14 protein-coding genes are annotated in these 17,507 nt (G+C 66.8%); 10 read left to right on the top strand and 4 right to left on the bottom strand.

Going from position 1 to position 17,507, the window contains the following annotated elements:
* Positions 1–28 precede the first annotated feature (28 nt).
* The gene (locus tag HCU76_RS04890) at positions 29–1,129 is read left to right on the top strand and encodes a Zn-dependent alcohol dehydrogenase (protein ID WP_256353993.1); all 1,101 of its coding nucleotides are present in this window, start codon (positions 29–31) and stop codon (positions 1,127–1,129) included.
* A 306-nt stretch (positions 1,130–1,435) separates the two neighbouring features.
* The gene (locus HCU76_RS04895; RefSeq protein WP_213954829.1) at positions 1,436–3,112 is read left to right on the top strand and encodes a wax ester/triacylglycerol synthase domain-containing protein; all 1,677 of its coding nucleotides are present in this window, start codon (positions 1,436–1,438) and stop codon (positions 3,110–3,112) included.
* A gap of 115 nt (positions 3,113–3,227) precedes the next feature.
* On the opposite strand, the gene HCU76_RS04900 is transcribed toward HCU76_RS04895, so the two are convergent.
* Positions 3,228–5,768 carry a TonB-dependent receptor gene (locus HCU76_RS04900; RefSeq protein ID WP_213954828.1) on the bottom strand — a complete coding sequence of 847 codons (2,541 nt, stop codon included), beginning with the start codon at positions 5,766–5,768 and terminating at the stop codon, positions 3,228–3,230.
* 209 nt (positions 5,769–5,977) lie between these two features.
* Here HCU76_RS04900 and HCU76_RS04905 point away from each other — a divergent pair, with 209 nt between their 5' ends.
* Positions 5,978–7,483: a DASS family sodium-coupled anion symporter gene (locus HCU76_RS04905; RefSeq protein ID WP_213954827.1), complete on the top strand. Its 1,506-nt coding sequence runs from the start codon at positions 5,978–5,980 to the stop codon at positions 7,481–7,483.
* Between the two features lie 15 nt (positions 7,484–7,498).
* Here HCU76_RS04905 and HCU76_RS04910 read toward each other — a convergent pair whose 3' ends face one another.
* Positions 7,499–8,428, bottom strand: coding sequence for a LysR substrate-binding domain-containing protein (locus HCU76_RS04910; protein ID WP_213954826.1), 930 nt, complete (start codon positions 8,426–8,428; stop codon positions 7,499–7,501).
* Between the two features lie 106 nt (positions 8,429–8,534).
* On the opposite strand from HCU76_RS04910, the gene HCU76_RS04915 reads away from it, so the two are divergent.
* From HCU76_RS04915 to HCU76_RS04945, 7 genes are read left to right on the top strand one after another with little or no spacing between them, the layout of a single operon-like run.
* Complete coding sequence (locus tag HCU76_RS04915) at positions 8,535–10,019, top strand: ribulose-bisphosphate carboxylase large subunit (RefSeq protein ID WP_213954825.1); 1,485 nt, start codon at positions 8,535–8,537, stop codon at positions 10,017–10,019.
* Positions 10,020–10,032: 13 nt separating this feature from the next.
* Positions 10,033–10,473, top strand: a complete 441-nt coding sequence (locus HCU76_RS04920) for a ribulose bisphosphate carboxylase small subunit (RefSeq protein WP_213954824.1) — start codon at positions 10,033–10,035, stop codon at positions 10,471–10,473.
* 19 nt (positions 10,474–10,492) lie between these two features.
* Complete coding sequence (cbbX, locus tag HCU76_RS04925; protein ID WP_213954823.1) at positions 10,493–11,497, top strand: CbbX protein; 1,005 nt, start codon at positions 10,493–10,495, stop codon at positions 11,495–11,497.
* Positions 11,494–12,225, top strand: coding sequence for an HAD-IA family hydrolase (locus HCU76_RS04930; RefSeq protein WP_213954822.1), 732 nt, complete (start codon positions 11,494–11,496; stop codon positions 12,223–12,225). Before cbbX ends, HCU76_RS04930 begins: the two co-directional genes overlap by 4 nt.
* Before the next feature lie 18 nt (positions 12,226–12,243).
* Positions 12,244–13,317, top strand: coding sequence for a class 1 fructose-bisphosphatase (locus HCU76_RS04935; RefSeq protein WP_213954821.1), 1,074 nt, complete (start codon positions 12,244–12,246; stop codon positions 13,315–13,317).
* Positions 13,318–13,339: 22 nt separating this feature from the next.
* Entirely contained in the window at positions 13,340–14,224 is an 885-nt protein-coding gene (locus HCU76_RS04940; RefSeq protein ID WP_213954820.1) for a phosphoribulokinase, read from the top strand.
* The gene (locus HCU76_RS04945; protein WP_213954819.1) at positions 14,224–14,913 is read left to right on the top strand and encodes an HAD-IA family hydrolase; all 690 of its coding nucleotides are present in this window, start codon (positions 14,224–14,226) and stop codon (positions 14,911–14,913) included. Before HCU76_RS04940 ends, HCU76_RS04945 begins: the two co-directional genes overlap by 1 nt.
* A gap of 105 nt (positions 14,914–15,018) precedes the next feature.
* Here HCU76_RS04945 and HCU76_RS04950 read toward each other — a convergent pair whose 3' ends face one another.
* Complete coding sequence (locus HCU76_RS04950) at positions 15,019–15,582, bottom strand: NADPH-dependent FMN reductase (RefSeq protein ID WP_256353994.1); 564 nt, start codon at positions 15,580–15,582, stop codon at positions 15,019–15,021.
* Positions 15,579–17,504 (bottom strand): chorismate-binding protein, encoded by a 1,926-nt coding sequence (locus tag HCU76_RS04955; RefSeq protein WP_213954818.1) that lies wholly within the window; start codon positions 17,502–17,504, stop codon positions 15,579–15,581. Before HCU76_RS04955 ends, HCU76_RS04950 begins: the two co-directional genes overlap by 4 nt.
* Between the last annotated feature and the right edge of the window lie 3 nt (positions 17,505–17,507).

Here is a 17,507-nt window from a genome sequence, read left to right on the forward strand (position 1 = left end):
CCTCCCCAAACTCAACCCAAATATGCAAATGCGATCCAGGGCCGTGGTGTTCCGCGGCGAGAACCAGACTGTCCATGTCGAAGACATCCTCGTCGACCCGCCGGGCCCCGGCGAAGTCACGATCAAGATGGCCGCCTGCGGGGTCTGCCACAGCGATCTTTCCGTGACCAACGGCACCCTCCCGCTGCCTGCGCCGGTGATCCTCGGCCATGAAGGCGCCGGCGTCGTCACCCAGGTCGGCGCGGGCGTGACCGAACTGAAAGTCGGCGACCCCGTCATCAGCAGCTTCGTCCACACCTGCGGCAAATGCCGCTACTGCGTCACCGGTCGGGCCAATCTCTGCGAGGGCGGCAGATCGGCGCCCGGCACGCTGTTCGGCGGCCACCGGCGCACGACCGATGGCAATGGCCAACCACTCAACGTGATGGGCGGCTGCGGCGTGATGGCCGAGTACGCCACGCTGCACGAGAACAGCGTCGTGAAGATCGCGCCCGGCGTGCCGCTGGACCGGTGCGCCCTCATCGGCTGCGGCGTGATGACCGGCTGGGGCGCGGCCTGCAACACGGCCAAGGTCGAGCCTGGGTCGATCTGCGTGGTGTTCGGCGCCGGCGGCGTCGGGCTCAGCACCATGCAGGGCTGCCAGAACGCGGGCGCCACGATGATCGTCGCGGTGGACATGCTGGCCCACAAGCTCGACATGGCGAAGACCTTCGGCGCCACGCATGTCATCGACGCATCGAAGTCCGGGAACCTTTTGAAGGAACTGCGCAAGCTCACCGGCGGCGGCGCCGACTACGCCTTCGAATGCGTGGGCCACGGCTCGATCGTGGCGCAGGCCTATGCCTGCCTGCGCAACGGCGGCACGGCCGTGGTGGTGGGCCTTTCGTCGCCGGACAACGTGACGACCTTGCGCACGGCCAGCTTCGCGTTCGAGGAGAAGACGCTCAAGGGCAGCTTCTACGGCTCGACCCGGCCGCGCCATGACTTCCCGCGCCTGGTGTCGCTCTACCAGGCCGGCAAGCTCAAGCTCGACGAACTGATCACGAAGCGATACCGCATCGAGGAAGCGCCACAAGCCTTCGAGGACCTGGCGCAAGGGCGCAACGCGCGCGGTGTGATCGTGTTCTGAAGGCGCGAGCCCCTTTCTGCTGCGGTCCTCAGGTTGGCGGCCTCCACGCCGAACAGAGCAAGCGCGTCGGGCCTGCCCGGACAACTCGGCCTGCACGGCAGCCTCCGCAAGCCAGCGCGTGCCTGACGCCGGCTTGCGCTTGTCGAAGCGTGAGAACCGCCATTTCTTCACGCCGGCACCCAACGGACCACCACGGAGGATGGGTAATACTATGAGGCTACAGCGAGGCCGTCACCTCGCCCAGTCCTGCACGCAAAGTACAGGATGAGTGAAAAAACCAACTAACAGATTCAGGAGGAGACCCCCATGCCAGCCCTTTCCATCATCGATGCGGCCATGTTCGTGCTCGAGACGCCCGAGCGTCCGTTCAACATCGGCCCGCTGATCATGCTCGACCCGCCCGCACGCGGCCGCGCAACCTTCGCCGACCGGCTCGTCACCCAGATGCTCAAGCGTCCACCGGGCGTGCCCTTCAGCTACAAGCTGCGCATGCAACCGCTCGGGTTGCCCACGCTGGAGGTCGATCCGAATGCGGACGTCGCCGCACATGTGCACCGCATCACCCTCGCTGCGCCGGGCAGTTTCCAGCAGCTTTCCAAGCTTGTCTGCGAACTGCATGAAAAGCGCCTGGACCGCAGCAAGTTGCTCTGGGAGCTGTACGTGATCGACGGCCTCGAAGGTGGCAAGGTGGCCCTCTACGGCAAGACCCATCACGGCATCATCGACGGCCGCGGCTTCGTGCAGGCGATCTCGGGCTGGCTCGCCACTTCCGCGACCGACACCACCGTGCGCGCGATGTGGGAAGGCGTCTCACGGCCGGCGCAAGAGGGCCCGGTGCGCAAATCCGTCGCTGGGCGGCTGGGCAGCGTCCTGGGCCTGGTCAAGGGAACTGCCGCGTCGGCAGTCGGCCTCTACGCCATGCTTGCCAGGCAGAGCCTGAAGACGCTCGGCGTCGGCGGCTTCAAGAGCCTTTCGTTGCCCTACACCCGCGTGCCGCGCGCGCTCGGTGGCAAGGCTTCCTCGAAGCGCAGCTTCGCCTACTGCACCTTGCCCGTGCGCGAGATGAAGGCATTCGGCAAGGCCCATGGGTGCACGCTGAACGACCTGCTGCTCACCACCGTCGACATGGCCCTGGCTCGCTACCTGGAAGAGCAGGGCAAGCGGCCCAAGGGCGCGCTGATCACGGCGATGCCGGTCGCGCTGGCGGCTGCCAGCGGCGGCAACCAGATCGCCGTGCTGCAGTTTCCGCTCGGTTCGCCAGGCTTGAGCCCGGAAAAGCGATTGGCCGCTGTGCGTGCCGAAACCGCCACCGTCAAGAGCGTCATCGAGAAGTCGACGAATGAGGTGGTGATGCTCTACACCACGCTCGTGCACGGCGTGCCGGCCATGGTGGAGAAAGCCGGCCTGAAGACCGGGCTGCCGATCAGCAACCTGATGATTTCCAACCCGTTCGGCTTTGCCGAACCGCGCTACCTGATGGGCGCCGCGGTCGAGATGGTGCTGCCGGTCTCGGTGGTACCCGCCGGCCAGTTGCTCAACGTCACATCCGTCTCGCTGGCCGATCGCTTCCAGATCGGATTCCTGGCCATGCCAGAGGCGGTGCCTGAAATCGAGAAGGTTGCGCGCTACACGACAGAGGCCTTCGATGAACTGAAGCGCTCGATGAGCAAGGACACGGTGGCGTCCGTCGTGGCCGAGGCGCCAGCTGTCGCCCAGACCCCGCCCCCGGCAAGGCGCGCAGCGCGCCCGCGGCCGGCGAAGGCGATGACCGCCGCACCACGCGGGCGTGCACCGGCCAAGCGGTCGAAGCGCACCGCGTTGGTCGAAGTGGGCGAAGCCACCGCAGCGGCAGCTGCGGCAGCCGTCGCGGCCGTTGCATCTGCCGCGGTCGCCCAGACCGTCGAAGTTGTCGAAGCCCTCCAGGCTGCGCAGAGCCAAGGCGGCCAGGCCCCGCATCGCGAAGCCGAATCGGTCGCAGCCTGAGCGAGGGCGCGCGGCTCGCATTTGACGAGTCGCCGTCCTCCGTCTCCAGGACACCGCGGCTGCCCTTGCAGCAGTCGCGGTTTTTTTGCGTCCGGAGTCCCGCCCGCGGCTGGGTTCAGGTCCCGAAGGTGTAGCGCACCCCCACCCAGCCGGCGCGCGGCGCGCCCGGCGACATCAGGCTGCTTTGGCTCACAGGGAAGTCGCCATTGGCGTTCTGCGGCAGGCCGCGTGCGATGTAGGCACCGGTGTTCGTGAAGCCGTTGGCGCCGAGTTGGCCGCCGGTCGTGTACTTCGTGTTGAATAGGTTGGTCACCTGCACGAAGAACTTCAACCCCGGCCGCGGCTTGTAGTCCACGCCAAGGTTGAACACCGCGTAGCCCGCGCTGCGCCCCGGCCCGGTGTAGTACACGCCGTCGGGCGTGTGCAGGCCGTTCTCGTTGCCGCGCAGGTTGGAACCGCTCGACGCGACCATGTCCATGCCGATGCGCCACTGCGCGGTCGGCTCGTAGTCGGCGTACAGCTTGAGCACTTGCCGCGGCAGCAACGGGATGCGGTCGCCCGGCCGGATCTGGATGGTGCCATCGGTGCCCGGGAAGCCGGCCAGCGCCTGGTCGTTGGTGCTGTTGCCCGACCCACCCACCGTCTCGGCGCTGCGATAGGTGGCGTCGAGCAGCATGAAGTTGCCGCCCAGCGTGAGGCCGCCCGTGGGCTTGGCGCTCAAGCCCATCTCGATGCCCTGCCTGCGCGTCTTGCCGAAATTCTTGAAGTAGCCGAAGCCGGCCGAATTGTCGGACACGAAGAGCAGGTCATCCTTGTTGTCGGAGCGGAACACGCCGAAGTTCCAGGCCATCTTCTGCGACACGATGCCGCGCAGGCCGGCCTCGAAGGTCGTCGTCACCACCTGCTTGAGCGGCGGGTCGCCGGCGAATGAGTTGGGCAGCTTGCACGGGCTGGCCGGATCGGCGCAACCCAGTTCGATCGCCGTCGGCGCGCGGCTGCCCTGGTTCACGCCGGCGTACACCGTGACGGCCTCGCTCGGCGCGAAGGTCAGCCCGATCGCGGGGTTGAACCGGCTGAAGGTGTAGCTGCCATCCAGCGAGCCGGGGCCGCCGCCGGGCGTGATGCCGTCGGTGTTGTCGACCTTGGTGTAGTTGTAGCGACCCGACAACGTGAGGTGCGTCTGCTTGTTGAATTCGATGGTGTCGGTGGCATACAGGCTGCTGGTGTTCGAGCGGCTCGACAAGGCGACACGCGCATCGAAGGCGTTCTCCGAATCCTGCGAGCCATCCGCGAAGGCGCCGGGGCCGAACACCGGCGTGACCGTGCGGTCGGGGTTGAGATAGCCGAACTGGGTGCTCTGCCCGAAGGTGGTGCGGTTGCCGTCATAGGCCGCGCCCACCACGAACAAGTGCCCGATGTCGCCGGTCTTGGCGTCGGCGGACAGTTGCGCCGCCAGGCCGTAGTTGTCCTGCTTCGACTCGGTGCGGTTGATGAGGCCGTTGCACTTCTCGTTCGGCTCGGTGTTCAGCAGGGCGTTGGCGATGCAGCGCCACTTGGGGAACGGCGTGTTGGCGGCGGTGGCGCCGCTGCTCGGGTAGCCGGTGAAGCCGGCCGCGGCCAATGCCGCGCGTTCGGCCGCGCTTGGCTGGTAGACCGACTCCTCGAACGAATCGTCGTTGAGGTCGCCGTTGAATGTGTTGGTCTTGATGTTGCGGTAGTAGATGTTGCCCGAGGCGGTCCAGGTGTCGTTCAGGGCCTGGGTGATCGCCAGGTTGACGGAGGCGGCCTTGTTCCTGGTGTTGTCGGGAATGGTGCGCACGCTGGACCAGTCGCGCTGCAGCGCGCCGATTTCCTGCGTGCCGTTGCCGGTGAGGTCGTTGTCGGCGAACGAGGCCGACAAGTAGACGCTGCCGTCGCGCGTGGTGCGGCCGACCTTGGCAAAGAGCTGCCGCACGTCGGAAGGCGAGTCGACGCGCCAGCCGTTCTCGTGCAGGCCGTTGCCGGTGACGAACCAGTTCCAGCCGCTTTCCTTGTCGCTGCCGCCGGTCTCGAACTCGAGCGCGGCGCGGCCCCAGGAGCCGCCCGACAACTGCACCGAGGTGCCGGGGTTGTGCAGGCCGTCCTTGGTCTGGATGGCAATTGCGCCGCCCAGCGTGTTGAGGCCGAACAGCGGGTTGCTGCCGGGCATCAGCGCCATCGTCGAGATGGCCGAGCGCGGGATCAGGTCCCAGCTCACCACGTCGCCGAAGGGCTGGTTCAGCCGCACGCCGTCCATGTACACCGACAGGCCCTGCGGCGTGCCGAGCAGCGGGGATGCGGTGAAGCCGCGGTAGTTGATGTCGGGCTGGAACGGGTTGCCCTGGGTCTCGTTCACGGTGACGCCGCCGATCGCGCGCGAGAGGTAGTTCGACAGGTCCGGCGCATGAATGCGCTCCATGTCGGCACCGGTGCTCGTCTGCACATTGGACGGGATGTTGTCGCGCGGCACGTCGATGCCGGGCAGCGGTGTCGGCGTGACGACCGTGATGGTGGGCAGCATTGGTGGCGGGGCTGCCGCATCCTGCGCGGCGGCTTGCATCGAGTGGCACAACAGCAGGCTGGCCGCGGCCAGCGGCGCCAATGAAAAGACGGGAAATCGAACGCGGCGATGCTTCATCTGTGGAGTCTCCTCGGGCTACGAAATTCTTCTGAACCGGACGCGCGTGCGCGCCCATCGCCCAAGGTATGCGGTGTCTTTCTGCGGCGACAGGGAAAACTTCCCGACGTGTTGACTTGCCGGCGCTTGCGTTGCGCCGGAGCCGAAACCGCACGACACTGGCGCCCCGCCGGCACCGCCGCCTGCCCCCCAACGCTGAGGATCGCACCATGCTCGCGCGTCTCAAGGCGACGTTTCGCTATTTCAACGAAGCGGTGCCCTTCCGGCTCGGACCTGCGCTGATCGCCACGGTCGTGTTGTTCGCGCTGCTGTTGATGCCCACGCCCCAAGGCCTCACGCCGAAGGCCTGGGACCTGGTGGCCATCTTCCTGACGACGATCGTCGCGATCATCCTCAAGGTCATGCCGATCGGCGTCATGGCCATGATGGCGATCGTGATCGTCTCGCTGTCGCAGGTCACGGCGGACTCGTCGAAGGGCGCGATCGCCGACGCGCTGAGCAGCTTCGCCAATCCGCTGATCTGGCTCATCGTGGTGGCGATCCTGATTTCACGCGGCCTGAAGAAGACCGGCCTGGGCAGCCGCATCGGCCTGCTGTTCGTCGAGTTGCTGGGCAAGCGCACCATCGGCATCGGCTACGGCCTGACGGTGTGCGAACTGGTGCTGGCGCCCTTCACGCCCAGCAACACGGCGCGCGGCGGCGGCATCGTGCATCCGATCATGAAGTCGATCGCCAACGCCTTCGACTCCGATCCGGCCAAGGGCACCGAGGGCAAGGTCGGCACCTACCTGGCGCTGGTCAACTACCACGCCAATCCGCTCACCTCGGCGATGTTCGTCACGGCCACTGCGCCCAATCCGCTGGTGCTGGACTACATCGCCAAAGCCAGCGGCGGTAGCCTTCATCTGACCTGGACGACGTGGGCGCTGTGCATGCTGCTGCCGGGCCTGGCCTGCCTGCTGGTGATGCCGTTGGTGATCTATGTGCTCTCGCCGCCGCAGCTGAAGGCGACGCCCAACGCGGTGGAATTCGCACGCACCGAACTCGCGCGCATGGGGCCGCTGTCGCCGAAGGAAAAGGTGATGCTCGGCACCTTCGCCCTGCTGCTCCTGCTGTGGGCCAACGTGCCGGCGATGCTGCTCGGCCCGGCCTTCACGCTGGACCCGACGGTGGTCGCGTTCCTCGGCCTCTTCGTGCTCATCATCACCGGCACCATCGACTGGGACGACGTGCTGTCGGAGAAGAGCGCCTGGGACACGCTGGTGTGGTTCGGCGCGCTGGTGATGATGGCCGAGCAACTCAACAAGCTGGGCGTGATCACCTGGTTTTCGGAGGCGATGAAGGACGCCATCGTGGCCAGCGGCATGGGCTGGCTCGCCATCGCGGCGACGCTGGTGCTGGCCTTCGTCTTCTCGCACTACCTGTTCGCCAGCACCACGGCGCACATCAGCGCGATGCTGCTCGCGTTCCTGGCGGTCGGGGCGCAACTGATCCCGGCCGAATACGCGGCGCCTTTCATGCTGATGATGGCCGCGGGGTCGTCGATCATGATGACGCTGACGCACTATGCGACGGGCACCTCACCCATCATCTTCGGCAGCGGCTTCGTCACGCTGGGCGTCTGGTGGCGCGTGGGCTTCGTGATGTGCGTGGTCGAGTTGCTGATCTTCGCGGTGCTGGGCGGGGTGTGGTGGAAGGTGCTGGGGTATTGGTGAGGCACCGGCCCTCGGCTACGGCTGCTCCATCTCGGTCCCGAACATCGCAGCCATGTGCGCCTCGGCCCGTTCCAGCATGAAGTAGCGAAAGGCCTCGGCGGCTGGCGACAGCATCTTGGCCACGGCATTCACGAGGTGCCAGCGCCGCATCAAGGGCAAGCCCTCCACGGACGGCGCCGCGATCAGGCCGTTGCGCCATTCCAGACCGATGGTGTGCAGCGACACCAGGCTGACACCGAGCCCCGCCATCACCACCTGCTTGATGGCCTCGTCGCTCGGCAACTCCATGATGAACATCGGCTGCAGCCGATGCGCCGCCAGGAATTCCTCCAGCGCCGCGCGCGTGCCCGAGCCCTGCTCGCGCACGATGAAGCCTTCACGCACCAATGCGGCAGCCGGGATGGCCTCGGCCTTGGCGAACGGGTGGTGGGGCGATGTCACCAGCACATGCGGGTGCATCGCAAACGGTTCGGCCCGGTTGGGCCATTCCCGCGGCGCGCGACCCATGACCGAGAGATCGACTTCATTGGCTTCCATCAGCGCGGCCAGTTGCTCGCGATTGCCCAGGCGCAGGCGTACGTCGACGGCGGGATGCTCTGCATGGAACTGCGCGAGCAACTGCGGCAGGAAGTACTTGGCCGAACTCACCATGCCGATGGTCAGCTTGCCCGACTCGACGCCCTTGAAGCGGGCCATCGCATCCTCCGCTTCCTTGAAGGTGGCGAGCAGTCGGCGCGCGTAGACGAGGAAGTATTCGCCCGTGGTCGACAGCGACAGGCGCCGCCCGGTGCGGTCGAACAGCGGCATGCCGACCTGCAATTCCACCTCCTTGATCTGCATCGACACCGCGGGCGGCGTGAGGTGCAGCGCCTCTGCCGCGCGCTGCACGCTGCCCTGGTGGGCAACCTCCACGAAGACGCGCAACTGGCGAAAGGTGATGTGCATGGTTAAGTATTTCCTTAACGACCCGCAAACAAATCGTGAATTTACCTTAGCTCGTCCGGTTCATACAGTGGCCCTTCCTACCCACTTTCCCGGCTTGGAGGCCCACTTGAACAAACCCTACGAAGAAGGCCTGATCACCGACGCAACCGTGGTCACCAATGAGAGGAAGCGCTACAGCGCGGGCGTCCTGAAGTACCGCCAGATGGGCTACTGGGACCCGCACTACGAGCCGAAGGACACCGACGTGCTCTGCCTGTTCCGCATCACGCCGCAGGACGGCGTGGACCCGGTGGAGGCCGCCGCGGCGGTGGCCGGCGAATCCAGCACCGCCACCTGGACCGTGGTGTGGACGGACAGGCTGACCGCCTGCGACAGCTACCGCGCCAAGGCCTACAGGGTCGACCCGGTGCCGGGGCAGCCGGGCCAGTACTTCGCCTGGGTGGCCTACGACATCATCCTGTTCGAGGAAGGCTCGATCGCCAACATGACGGCCAGCCTGATCGGCAACGTGTTCTCCTTCAAGCCGCTGAAGGCGGCGCGGCTGGAGGACATCCGCATCCCGGTGGCCTACGTGAAGACCTTCAAGGGACCGCCGACCGGACTCATCGTGGAGCGCGAGCGGCTCGACAAGTTCGGCCGTCCCTTGCTGGGCGCCACCACCAAGCCGAAGCTGGGCCTCTCCGGCCGCAACTACGGCCGCGTGGTGTACGAGGGGCTGAAGGGCGGGCTGGACTTCATGAAGGACGACGAGAACATCAACTCGCAACCCTTCATGCACTGGCGCGACCGCTTCCTCTACGTGATGGACGCGGTGAACAAGGCGAGCGCCGCCACCGGCGAGGTCAAGGGCAGCTACCTGAACGTGACCGGCGCAACGATGGAAGACATCTACGAACGCGCCGAGTTCGCCAAGGACCTGGGTTCGGTCATCGTCATGATCGACCTGGTGATCGGCTGGTCGGCCATCCAGAGCATGTGCAACTGGGCGCGCCGCAACGACATGATCCTGCACCTGCACCGCGCCGGTCACGGCACCTACACGCGGCAGAAGAACCACGGCGTGAGCTTCCGCGTCATCGCCAAGTGGCTGCGGCTGGCCGGCGTGGATCACATGCACACCGGCACGGCGGTCGGCAAGCTGGAAGGCGATCCGATGACGGTGCAGGGCTACTACAACGTGTGCCGCGACAGCTACACGAAGAAGGACCTGCCGCGCGGCCTGTTCTACGACCAGGACTGGGCCGACCTGAAGAAGGTGATGCCGGTGGCCTCCGGCGGCATCCATGCCGGGCAGATGCACCAGCTGATCGACCTGTTCGGCGACGACGTGGTGCTGCAGTTCGGCGGCGGCACCATCGGGCACCCGGGCGGCATCCAGGCCGGCGCGGTGGCCAACCGGGTGGCGCTCGAATGCATGGTCAAGGCGCGCAACGAAGGCCGCGACATCCGGAACGAAGGGCCGGAGATCCTGCAGGCCGCCGCGCGCTTCTGCACGCCGCTGAAGCAGGCGCTCGACACCTGGGGCGACATCTCCTTCAACTACACGCCCACCGATACCAGCGATTTCGCCACCACGCCATCCGTCGCCTGAGGAGACCCACACCATGATGACCAACCCCACCGGCCGCATCACGCAAGGCCAGTTCAGCTTCCTGCCCGACCTCAGCGACGACGAGATCACCGCGCAGATCCAGTACGGCCTCGACAAGGGCTACGCCTGGAGCGTCGAGTACACCGACGACCCGCACCCCCGCAACACCTACTGGGAGATGCACGGCGCGCCGATGTTCGACCTGCACGACGCGGCGGGCGTGATGATGGAACTGCAGGCCTGCCGCAAGGCCTTCCCCAGCCACTACATCCGCATGATGGCCTTCGACTCGACGCGCGGCGTGGAGACCATCACGATGAGCTTCATCGTGAACCGGCCCGCGGAGGAGCCCGGATTCGGCCTGGTGCGGCAGGAGTCCAACGGCCGGACCATGCGCTACACGGTGCGCAGCTACGCCACCGAGCGGCCGGAGTCGCAGCGCTACGGCAACTGAACGACAGCAGGACACTCGCATGACCGCACCGCTCTACGCCATACCCGGCGCCAAGGCCACCGCCATGCCCGAGGCGGCCGAGGCGGCGGTTGAGCCCACGGCGCCGATACGGCCGCGCTCGGTCGCCGACGTGCTGGCAGAGAGCAAGGTGGAGTCGGTGCTGGACGAATTGGAGCGCGACCTGATCGGCCTGGTGCCGGTCAAGTCCCGCATCCGCGACATCGCCGCGCTGCTGGTGATCGACAAGCTGCGCGCACAGCACGGCCTGGCCGCGCAGGCGCCATCGCTGCACATGTGCTTCACCGGCAATCCCGGCACCGGCAAGACCACGGTGGCAATGCGGATGGCGAAGATCCTCCACAGCCTGGGCTACGTTCGCAAGGGCCACGTCGTCAGTGTGACGCGCGACGACCTGGTCGGCCAGTACATCGGCCATACCGCACCCAAGACCAAGGAAGTGCTGAAGAAGGCGATGGGCGGCGTGCTGTTCATCGACGAGGCGTACTACCTCTACCGCCCGGACAACGAGCGCGACTACGGGCAGGAGGCCATCGAGATCCTGCTGCAGGTGATGGAGAACCAGCGCGACGACCTGGTGGTGATCCTCGCGGGCTACAAGGACCGGATGAATACCTTCTTCCAGTCCAACCCCGGCATGAGCTCGCGCATCGCGCACCACCTCGATTTTCCGGACTACGACGGCGCCGAGCTGCTGCAGATCGCCGGGCTGCAACTCGAATCCGCGCACTACCGCTTCGGCGCCGGCGCGCGTGAAGCCTTCGACGCCTACCTGCAGCGGCGCATCGCGCAGCCTCACTTCGCCAATGCGCGCAGCGTGCGCAATGCGCTCGACCGTGCACGCCTGCGCCAGGCCAGCCGCCTGTACGCCGACCGCGACAGCCCGCTGACGGCCGAGGCGCTCAGCACCCTTGCCGCGAGCGACATCCTGGCCAGCCGCGTGTTTACCAACGAGCCCCCGGGGCCGGGCTGTGCCCGGCCCGCCCCCCAAGGAACCTCCCCATGACCTCCCCTCGCCTGCGCGCACTGATCTTCGACGTCGACGGCACGCTGGCGAATACCGAGCACGCCCATCGCGCCGCATTCAACGAGGCCTTTGCCGAAGCAGGCCTCGACTGGCATTGGGACGTACCGCTCTACACGCGGCTGCTGGAAGTCTCCGGCGGCAAGGAGCGCATCACCCATTACTGGCGGGAGACGCGCGGCGACATCAGGGCCATCGACGCCGGCGCGCTGGCCGACACCGTGCAACACATCCATGACCACAAGACGGCCGGCTACGAGCGCAGGGTCCAAGAGGGCAGCGTCCAATTGCGTCCGGGCGTGCTCAAGCTGATCGAGTCGGCGTTCAACGAAGGGTTGCACCTGGCCATCGCGACCACGACCTCGCCCGTCAACATCGTCGCGCTGCTGCGCTCGGCCATCGGGCCGGCCTGGTCCTCTTACTTCCAGGTGATCGAGGACGCGTCGACCGCGCCGCACAAGAAGCCGCATCCACAGGTCTACCTCCAGACCTTGCAGCGCCTGCGCCTGCCGCCCGCCGAATGCCTGGCCTTCGAGGATTCCGCCAACGGACTCAAGGCTGCGCGTGCGGCACGGCTGGCGACAGTCGTCACGCCCAACGCCTTCACGGCCCACCACGACTTCGCCGGCGCGCTGCGCATCCTGCCCAGCCTTCAAGGCACGACGATCGCGGACCTCCGCAGCTGGCACGCGGCGGCGCAAACCCAATAGCAACCTTGAAAGACCGCCATGCCCCTCTCCCAACGCGCCACGCTCACGCGCTACCTCATCGAGCAACGCCGCCGATTTCCGGACGCGAGCGGCGACTTCAATGCGCTGATCCTCGACGTTGCATTGGCATGCAAGGCCATCGCTCGCGCGGTCGCTTTCGGCGAATTGGGCTATGCGACGAGCCAGCTCAGCGGCGAGCTCGAAACGCGCAAGCCGCTCAACGTCATCAGCAACCAGGTCTTCACCCACATGAACGACTGGGGCGGCCACTGCGCCGGCATGGCGTCGGAGGATGCGAGCGAGCCGCACCAGATCCCCGCGCAGCACCCGCGCGGGCGCTACCTGCTGGTGTTCGATCCGCTCGACGGCGGCTCGAGCAACATCGAGGTGAACGTGTCGGTGGGCAGCGTCTTCAGCGTGTTGCGCGCGCCGCCGGAGGTGATCGAGAGCGGGCGCGACGTCATGGCAGCCGACTTCCTGCAGCCGGGCGCGGCCCAAGTCGCGGCGGGCTATGCGCTGTACGGGCCGACCACGATGCTGGTGCTGTCCGTGGGCAACGGCGTGGCGGGGTTCACGCTGGACCCCAACCTCGGCGAGTTCATGCTGACCCATCCGGACATCCAGGTCCCGCCAGAGACCGAGGAGTTCGCGATCAACGCCTCCAACAGCCGCTTCTGGGAAGCGCCGGTCAAGCGCTACGTCGACGAATGCCAAGCCGGCAAGACCGGTGCGCGCGGCAAGGACTTCACGATGCGATGGATCGCCTCGATGGTGGCCGAGGCGCACCGCATCCTCATGCGCGGCGGTGTCTTCCTGTACCCGCGCGACACCCGCGACCCGATGAAGGTCGGCCCGCTGCGCCTGCTGCATGAAGCCAACCCCATCGGCTTCATCATGGAACAGGCCGGCGGACGTGCGAGCACCGGGCGCCAGCCCTTGCTGGGCGTGGTGCCGACATCGATGCAGCAGCGCATCGGCCTGGTGTTCGGCTCGCGCAGCGAGGTCGAGCGCATCGAGCGCTACCACCGCGAACCGGCCGGGGCGGAACTGGAAAGCCCCCTGTTCGGCAAGCGCAGCCTGTTCCGCGCCTGACGTCCGACCACGCAAGGAACCCATGTCCGAACGCCACCCCATCATCGCCATCACCGGCTCCTCAGGCGCCGGCACCACCTCCGTCACGCGGACCTTCCAGCATGTCTTCCGGCGCGAGAACGTGAACGCCGCCATCATCGAAGGCGACAGCTTCCACCGCTACGACCGCAAGGAAATGAAGCAGCGCCAGGCCGAGGCCGAGCGCGCCGGCAACATGAACTTCAGCCACTTCGGCGCGGAGAACAACCTGTTCCCCGAACTGGAGGCGCTGTTCCGCGACTATGCGGCCACAGGCGTCGGCCGGCATCGCAAGTACCTGCACGATGCCGACGAGGCCGCACCCTACGAACAGGAACCCGGCACCTTCACGCCCTGGGAAGAGCTGCCCGAGGGCACCGACCTGCTCTTCTACGAGGGCCTGCATGGGGCAGTGGTCACGCCCGAGGTCAACGTCGCGCAGCATCCGGACCTGCTGATCGGCGTGGTGCCGGTGATCAACCTGGAATGGATCCAGAAGCTCTTCCGCGACAAGACGCAGCGCGGCTACAGCACCGAGGCGGTGACCGACACGATCCTGCGGCGCATGCCCGACTACCTGCACTACATCTGCCCGCAGTTCAACCACACGCACGTGAACTTCCAGCGCGTGCCGATCGTCGACACCTCCAACCCCTTCACGACCCGCACCATCCCGACGGCCGATGAAAGCATGGTGGTGATCCGCTTCGCCCAGCCCAAGGGCATCGACTTCCAGTACCTGCTCAGCATGATCCATGACTCCTGGATGTCGCGCGCCAACACCATCGTCGTGCCCGGCGGAAAGATGGAGTTGGCGATGCAGTTGATCTTCACGCCCTTCATCTGGCGGATGATGGAACGGCGCCAGCGGGCGTTGAGTGCTATCTGATGCAATCAACGATCGCCTTCCCATACGACCTGGTGATGTTCGACCTGGACGGCACACTGGTCGAGACCGCGCCGGAGATCTGCGATGCGGTGAACGACACCTTGCGCTACCTCGGACTGCCCGCCGTGGGCCAGGCGCAGGCGGAGCGCTGGATCGGGCACGGCACGCATGAACTGCTGATCGAAGCGCTGGCCTTCGCCACTGGCACGGATGCGACGGCGGTGCGGGGCAACGAGAGCCTGGCCTCCACGGCGGCCATCTTCGACAGGCACTACCAGCGACGCTGCGGCACGCGCAGTCGCCTGTATGCGGGGGTGCGCGAAGCGCTGGCCCACTTGCGCTCCAGCGGCGTGAAGCTCGCCGTCATCACCAACAAGGAAGCCCGCTACACCGAGACCGTGCTTCACGTGCACAGCCTGCAGGACAGCTTCGACCGCGTGATCAGCGGCGACAGCCTGCCGACCAAGAAGCCCAACCCGGCTTGCGTGCACGCCTGCCTGCACGAGTTCGGCGTGCCGGGGACGCGCGCGCTATTCGTCGGCGATTCGTCGATCGACGCGGCCACCGCGCGTAACGCTGGCGTCGAGGTGTGGCTGCTGCCTCACGGCTACAACATGGGGGCGCCGATCGAGCAGTGCCGGCCTGATCGGGTCATCGCGGATTTCTCGGCATTGGCCCGCGCGGCTTGAGCGCACGAGACCCGGATCGATCGATGCTCCGGCTCGCTTGCAACAACATCCCCGGCGATGACGTGATGCCGAGCGCCATCGTCACGGGACACCCGGCAGTCTCCCTCAGTTCATCCGCTGGACTGCGGCAATCCACTTGGCAAAGGCCTCCATCTGCCCAGTGACGACCCTGCGCGTACTTTCGTCCGTGCAAAGACCCGCTGCATCGAACTTCGCAGCCGCATCGCCGACGAACACCTCGGGCTTCACCAAGGTCATCGCGTTGACATACAGCAGCACCTTGCGCAAGTCGTACTGGACCCCGGCGCCGCCGCGTGGACCAGGCGTCGCGCTGAGAAGGGCCACCGGCATCTGCGAGAACGGCTGGTCCTCGCCGCGGCTGATCCAGTCGATCGCGTTCTTCAGCATGCCGGGGATCGAGAAGTTGTATTCGGGCGTCGCGATGACCACCCCATCGGCGCGCCGGATGCGCTCTCGCAGCGCGGCAACCTGCGGCGGCATTCCCTGCGCGGCAAGAAGGTCGGCGTCGAATGGCGGAACGTCGCGCCACTCGACGACTTCCATCGCCATGCCCTGCGGCATCGACGACGCGGCCAGCTTCAACACCATCCTGTTGAGAGAGGCGGCGCGCAGGCTGCCGCAGAGGCCGACGATGTCCAGCGTGCTCATGGTTTCCATTCGACGGGGGAGTCTGGGACGGCTTGGTGCAGCAGTTGCGCGGGCAACGCGCCGCGCAGCGCGTTGCAGACGACGACGGCCTCTGCCCGTCGCAGGTCTGCAATGGTCATGCTGCGTTCGACGGCGCCCCACAGCGCGCCATCTTCAAGCAGGCAGGCGCGCATCACGCCGGGCAGTGCGCCGTCGCTGACCGGCGGTGTGCACCACCGCCCTTCGATCTTCAGGAACACCGAGGTGCGACCGCCTTCGACGAGGCGGCCGTCTTCTGAAAAGAACAGGCTGTCGAATGCGCCGCAAGCTTCTGCCGCGCGCACGCCTTCGTCATACATCCTGCGCAGCGTGGTCTTGTGTGCGGCCAATGGATTGAAGCGGGGCAGGCGCTCGTCGGTCACCCGCAGCATGACGGTCTCGCTGGCCAGCGCCGCGAGCGGTGCATGCTGGAGTTGCAGCCGACCATCGTGGCGCAGCGCGAGACGCAGCCGCCAACGCGTACCCGGTGTCAACGCCAGCGTGCGCTCCGCCAACGCTGCCTTCGCTTCAGCCGGATCGAAACCGAAACCCAGCACACGCGCGCTGTGCGCCATGCGTGCCAGATGCCGATCGAGGTGGTGAACAACGGGCCGCGCACCCGCCTCCTCCGAGGCCGCCAGCATCGTCTCGAACAACTCGAAGCCCGGGTCCAGACCCGTCAGGAAGCGCGCCTTCAAATGACATTCCTCGAACTCGTCCTCGGCCCGGCTGTCCGCCACGATGCCCGCGCCGATGCCCAGGCGCACCGGTCGCAGGCCTCGCGATTCACGCCCCAGCGTGAGCGTGCGAATGGCGACCGACAGGCAGAACCCACCCACCTTCGCACCGCCCTGCGGCGCATCCATCCAGCCGATGGCGCCGCAATAGAGCCCGCGCGGCGTCGTCTCCAGGCCGGCGATCAATTGCATCGTGTGGTGCTTGGGCGCGCCCGTGATCGAGCCGCACGGAAAGGCGGCGCGCAGCACATCCGGAAACCCGATCTGCGGCCTCAGGCGGGCCCGCACCGTGGATGTCATCTGGAACAGCGTGCTGTGGTCCTCGATGGCGAACAGGTCCCTGACCTCCACGCTGCCGACCTGCGCGATGCGGCCCAGGTCGTTGCGCAGCAGGTCCACGATCATCACGTTCTCGGCCCGGTTCTTGACGTCGATGGCCAGGTGGCGCGCCGCCTCGCTGTCGCCTTCAGGGCCCTGCGCGCGGGACACGCGAGAGGCCGTGCCCTTCATCGGCCGGGCCGTGAGCAAGCCCTCTTCGTGGCGCAGGAAGAGTTCCGGCGAACAGGAGAGCACATGCGTCACCGCATCGCTTCGTTCGCTCGCCGGCAACGCGATCAGCGCGCCATAGGAAACGGGCTGGCGCCGGCGCAGGCTGCGATACAGCGCCACCGGCGAACCATAGGCTTCGCCATGCAGCCTGAAGGTGTAGTTGACCTGGTAGGTCTCGCCAGCGGCGATGGCCTCCTGAATCCGCGCGATGGCCTCCATGAACGCCGGCCGATCGACACTGGGCGACAGGTTCATCACGCCAGTCGCCGAAGTGCCTCCGCACTCGAGGCCTTCGAGCCACTCGTTTGCCTCGTCGGCCGAGAGTCGCGCGAGATCGCGAAACACCAGCACGCGCAGCGCGGACGCATCGTCACGCGCCAGCCGCTCATGCCCCGCCCGCAGCAGCCTGGCGCCCCATTCGTAGTCCATCAGCAGCACCGCATGCAAGCCGCTGCGCAGGTCCGCATCCACCTGAGCCCACATCCCATCGAGCGCGGCTGGATCGGTGCAGCAGTGCTCGCGCACCAGGCCCTGGTAGAGCCGGCTCGTCGGCCGTTCGCGCGTCGCGTCGCGATCGTCGAGCAGCGCGAAGCATGGACGGGAGATTTGCAATGTCATCGC

It is taken from the genome of Variovorax sp. dw_308 (assembly GCF_019207085.1).
Classification (GTDB): domain Bacteria; phylum Pseudomonadota; class Gammaproteobacteria; order Burkholderiales; family Burkholderiaceae_C; genus Variovorax.

Coding starts and splice junctions, on each gene's coding strand:
- HCU76_RS04945 (WP_213954819.1), top strand. CDS start 14,224: ATGCAATCAACGATCGCCTTCCCATACGACCTGGTGATGTTCGACCTG.
- HCU76_RS04955 (WP_213954818.1), bottom strand. CDS start 17,504: ATGACATTGCAAATCTCCCGTCCATGCTTCGCGCTGCTCGACGATCGC.
- HCU76_RS04905 (WP_213954827.1), top strand. CDS start 5,978: ATGCTCGCGCGTCTCAAGGCGACGTTTCGCTATTTCAACGAAGCGGTG.
- HCU76_RS04940 (WP_213954820.1), top strand. CDS start 13,340: ATGTCCGAACGCCACCCCATCATCGCCATCACCGGCTCCTCAGGCGCC.
- HCU76_RS04930 (WP_213954822.1), top strand. CDS start 11,494: ATGACCTCCCCTCGCCTGCGCGCACTGATCTTCGACGTCGACGGCACG.
- cbbX (WP_213954823.1), top strand. CDS start 10,493: ATGACCGCACCGCTCTACGCCATACCCGGCGCCAAGGCCACCGCCATG.
- HCU76_RS04900 (WP_213954828.1), bottom strand. CDS start 5,768: ATGAAGCATCGCCGCGTTCGATTTCCCGTCTTTTCATTGGCGCCGCTG.
- HCU76_RS04890 (WP_256353993.1), top strand. CDS start 29: ATGCGATCCAGGGCCGTGGTGTTCCGCGGCGAGAACCAGACTGTCCAT.
- HCU76_RS04895 (WP_213954829.1), top strand. CDS start 1,436: ATGCCAGCCCTTTCCATCATCGATGCGGCCATGTTCGTGCTCGAGACG.
- HCU76_RS04910 (WP_213954826.1), bottom strand. CDS start 8,428: ATGCACATCACCTTTCGCCAGTTGCGCGTCTTCGTGGAGGTTGCCCAC.
- HCU76_RS04950 (WP_256353994.1), bottom strand. CDS start 15,582: ATGAGCACGCTGGACATCGTCGGCCTCTGCGGCAGCCTGCGCGCCGCC.
- HCU76_RS04920 (WP_213954824.1), top strand. CDS start 10,033: ATGATGACCAACCCCACCGGCCGCATCACGCAAGGCCAGTTCAGCTTC.
- HCU76_RS04935 (WP_213954821.1), top strand. CDS start 12,244: ATGCCCCTCTCCCAACGCGCCACGCTCACGCGCTACCTCATCGAGCAA.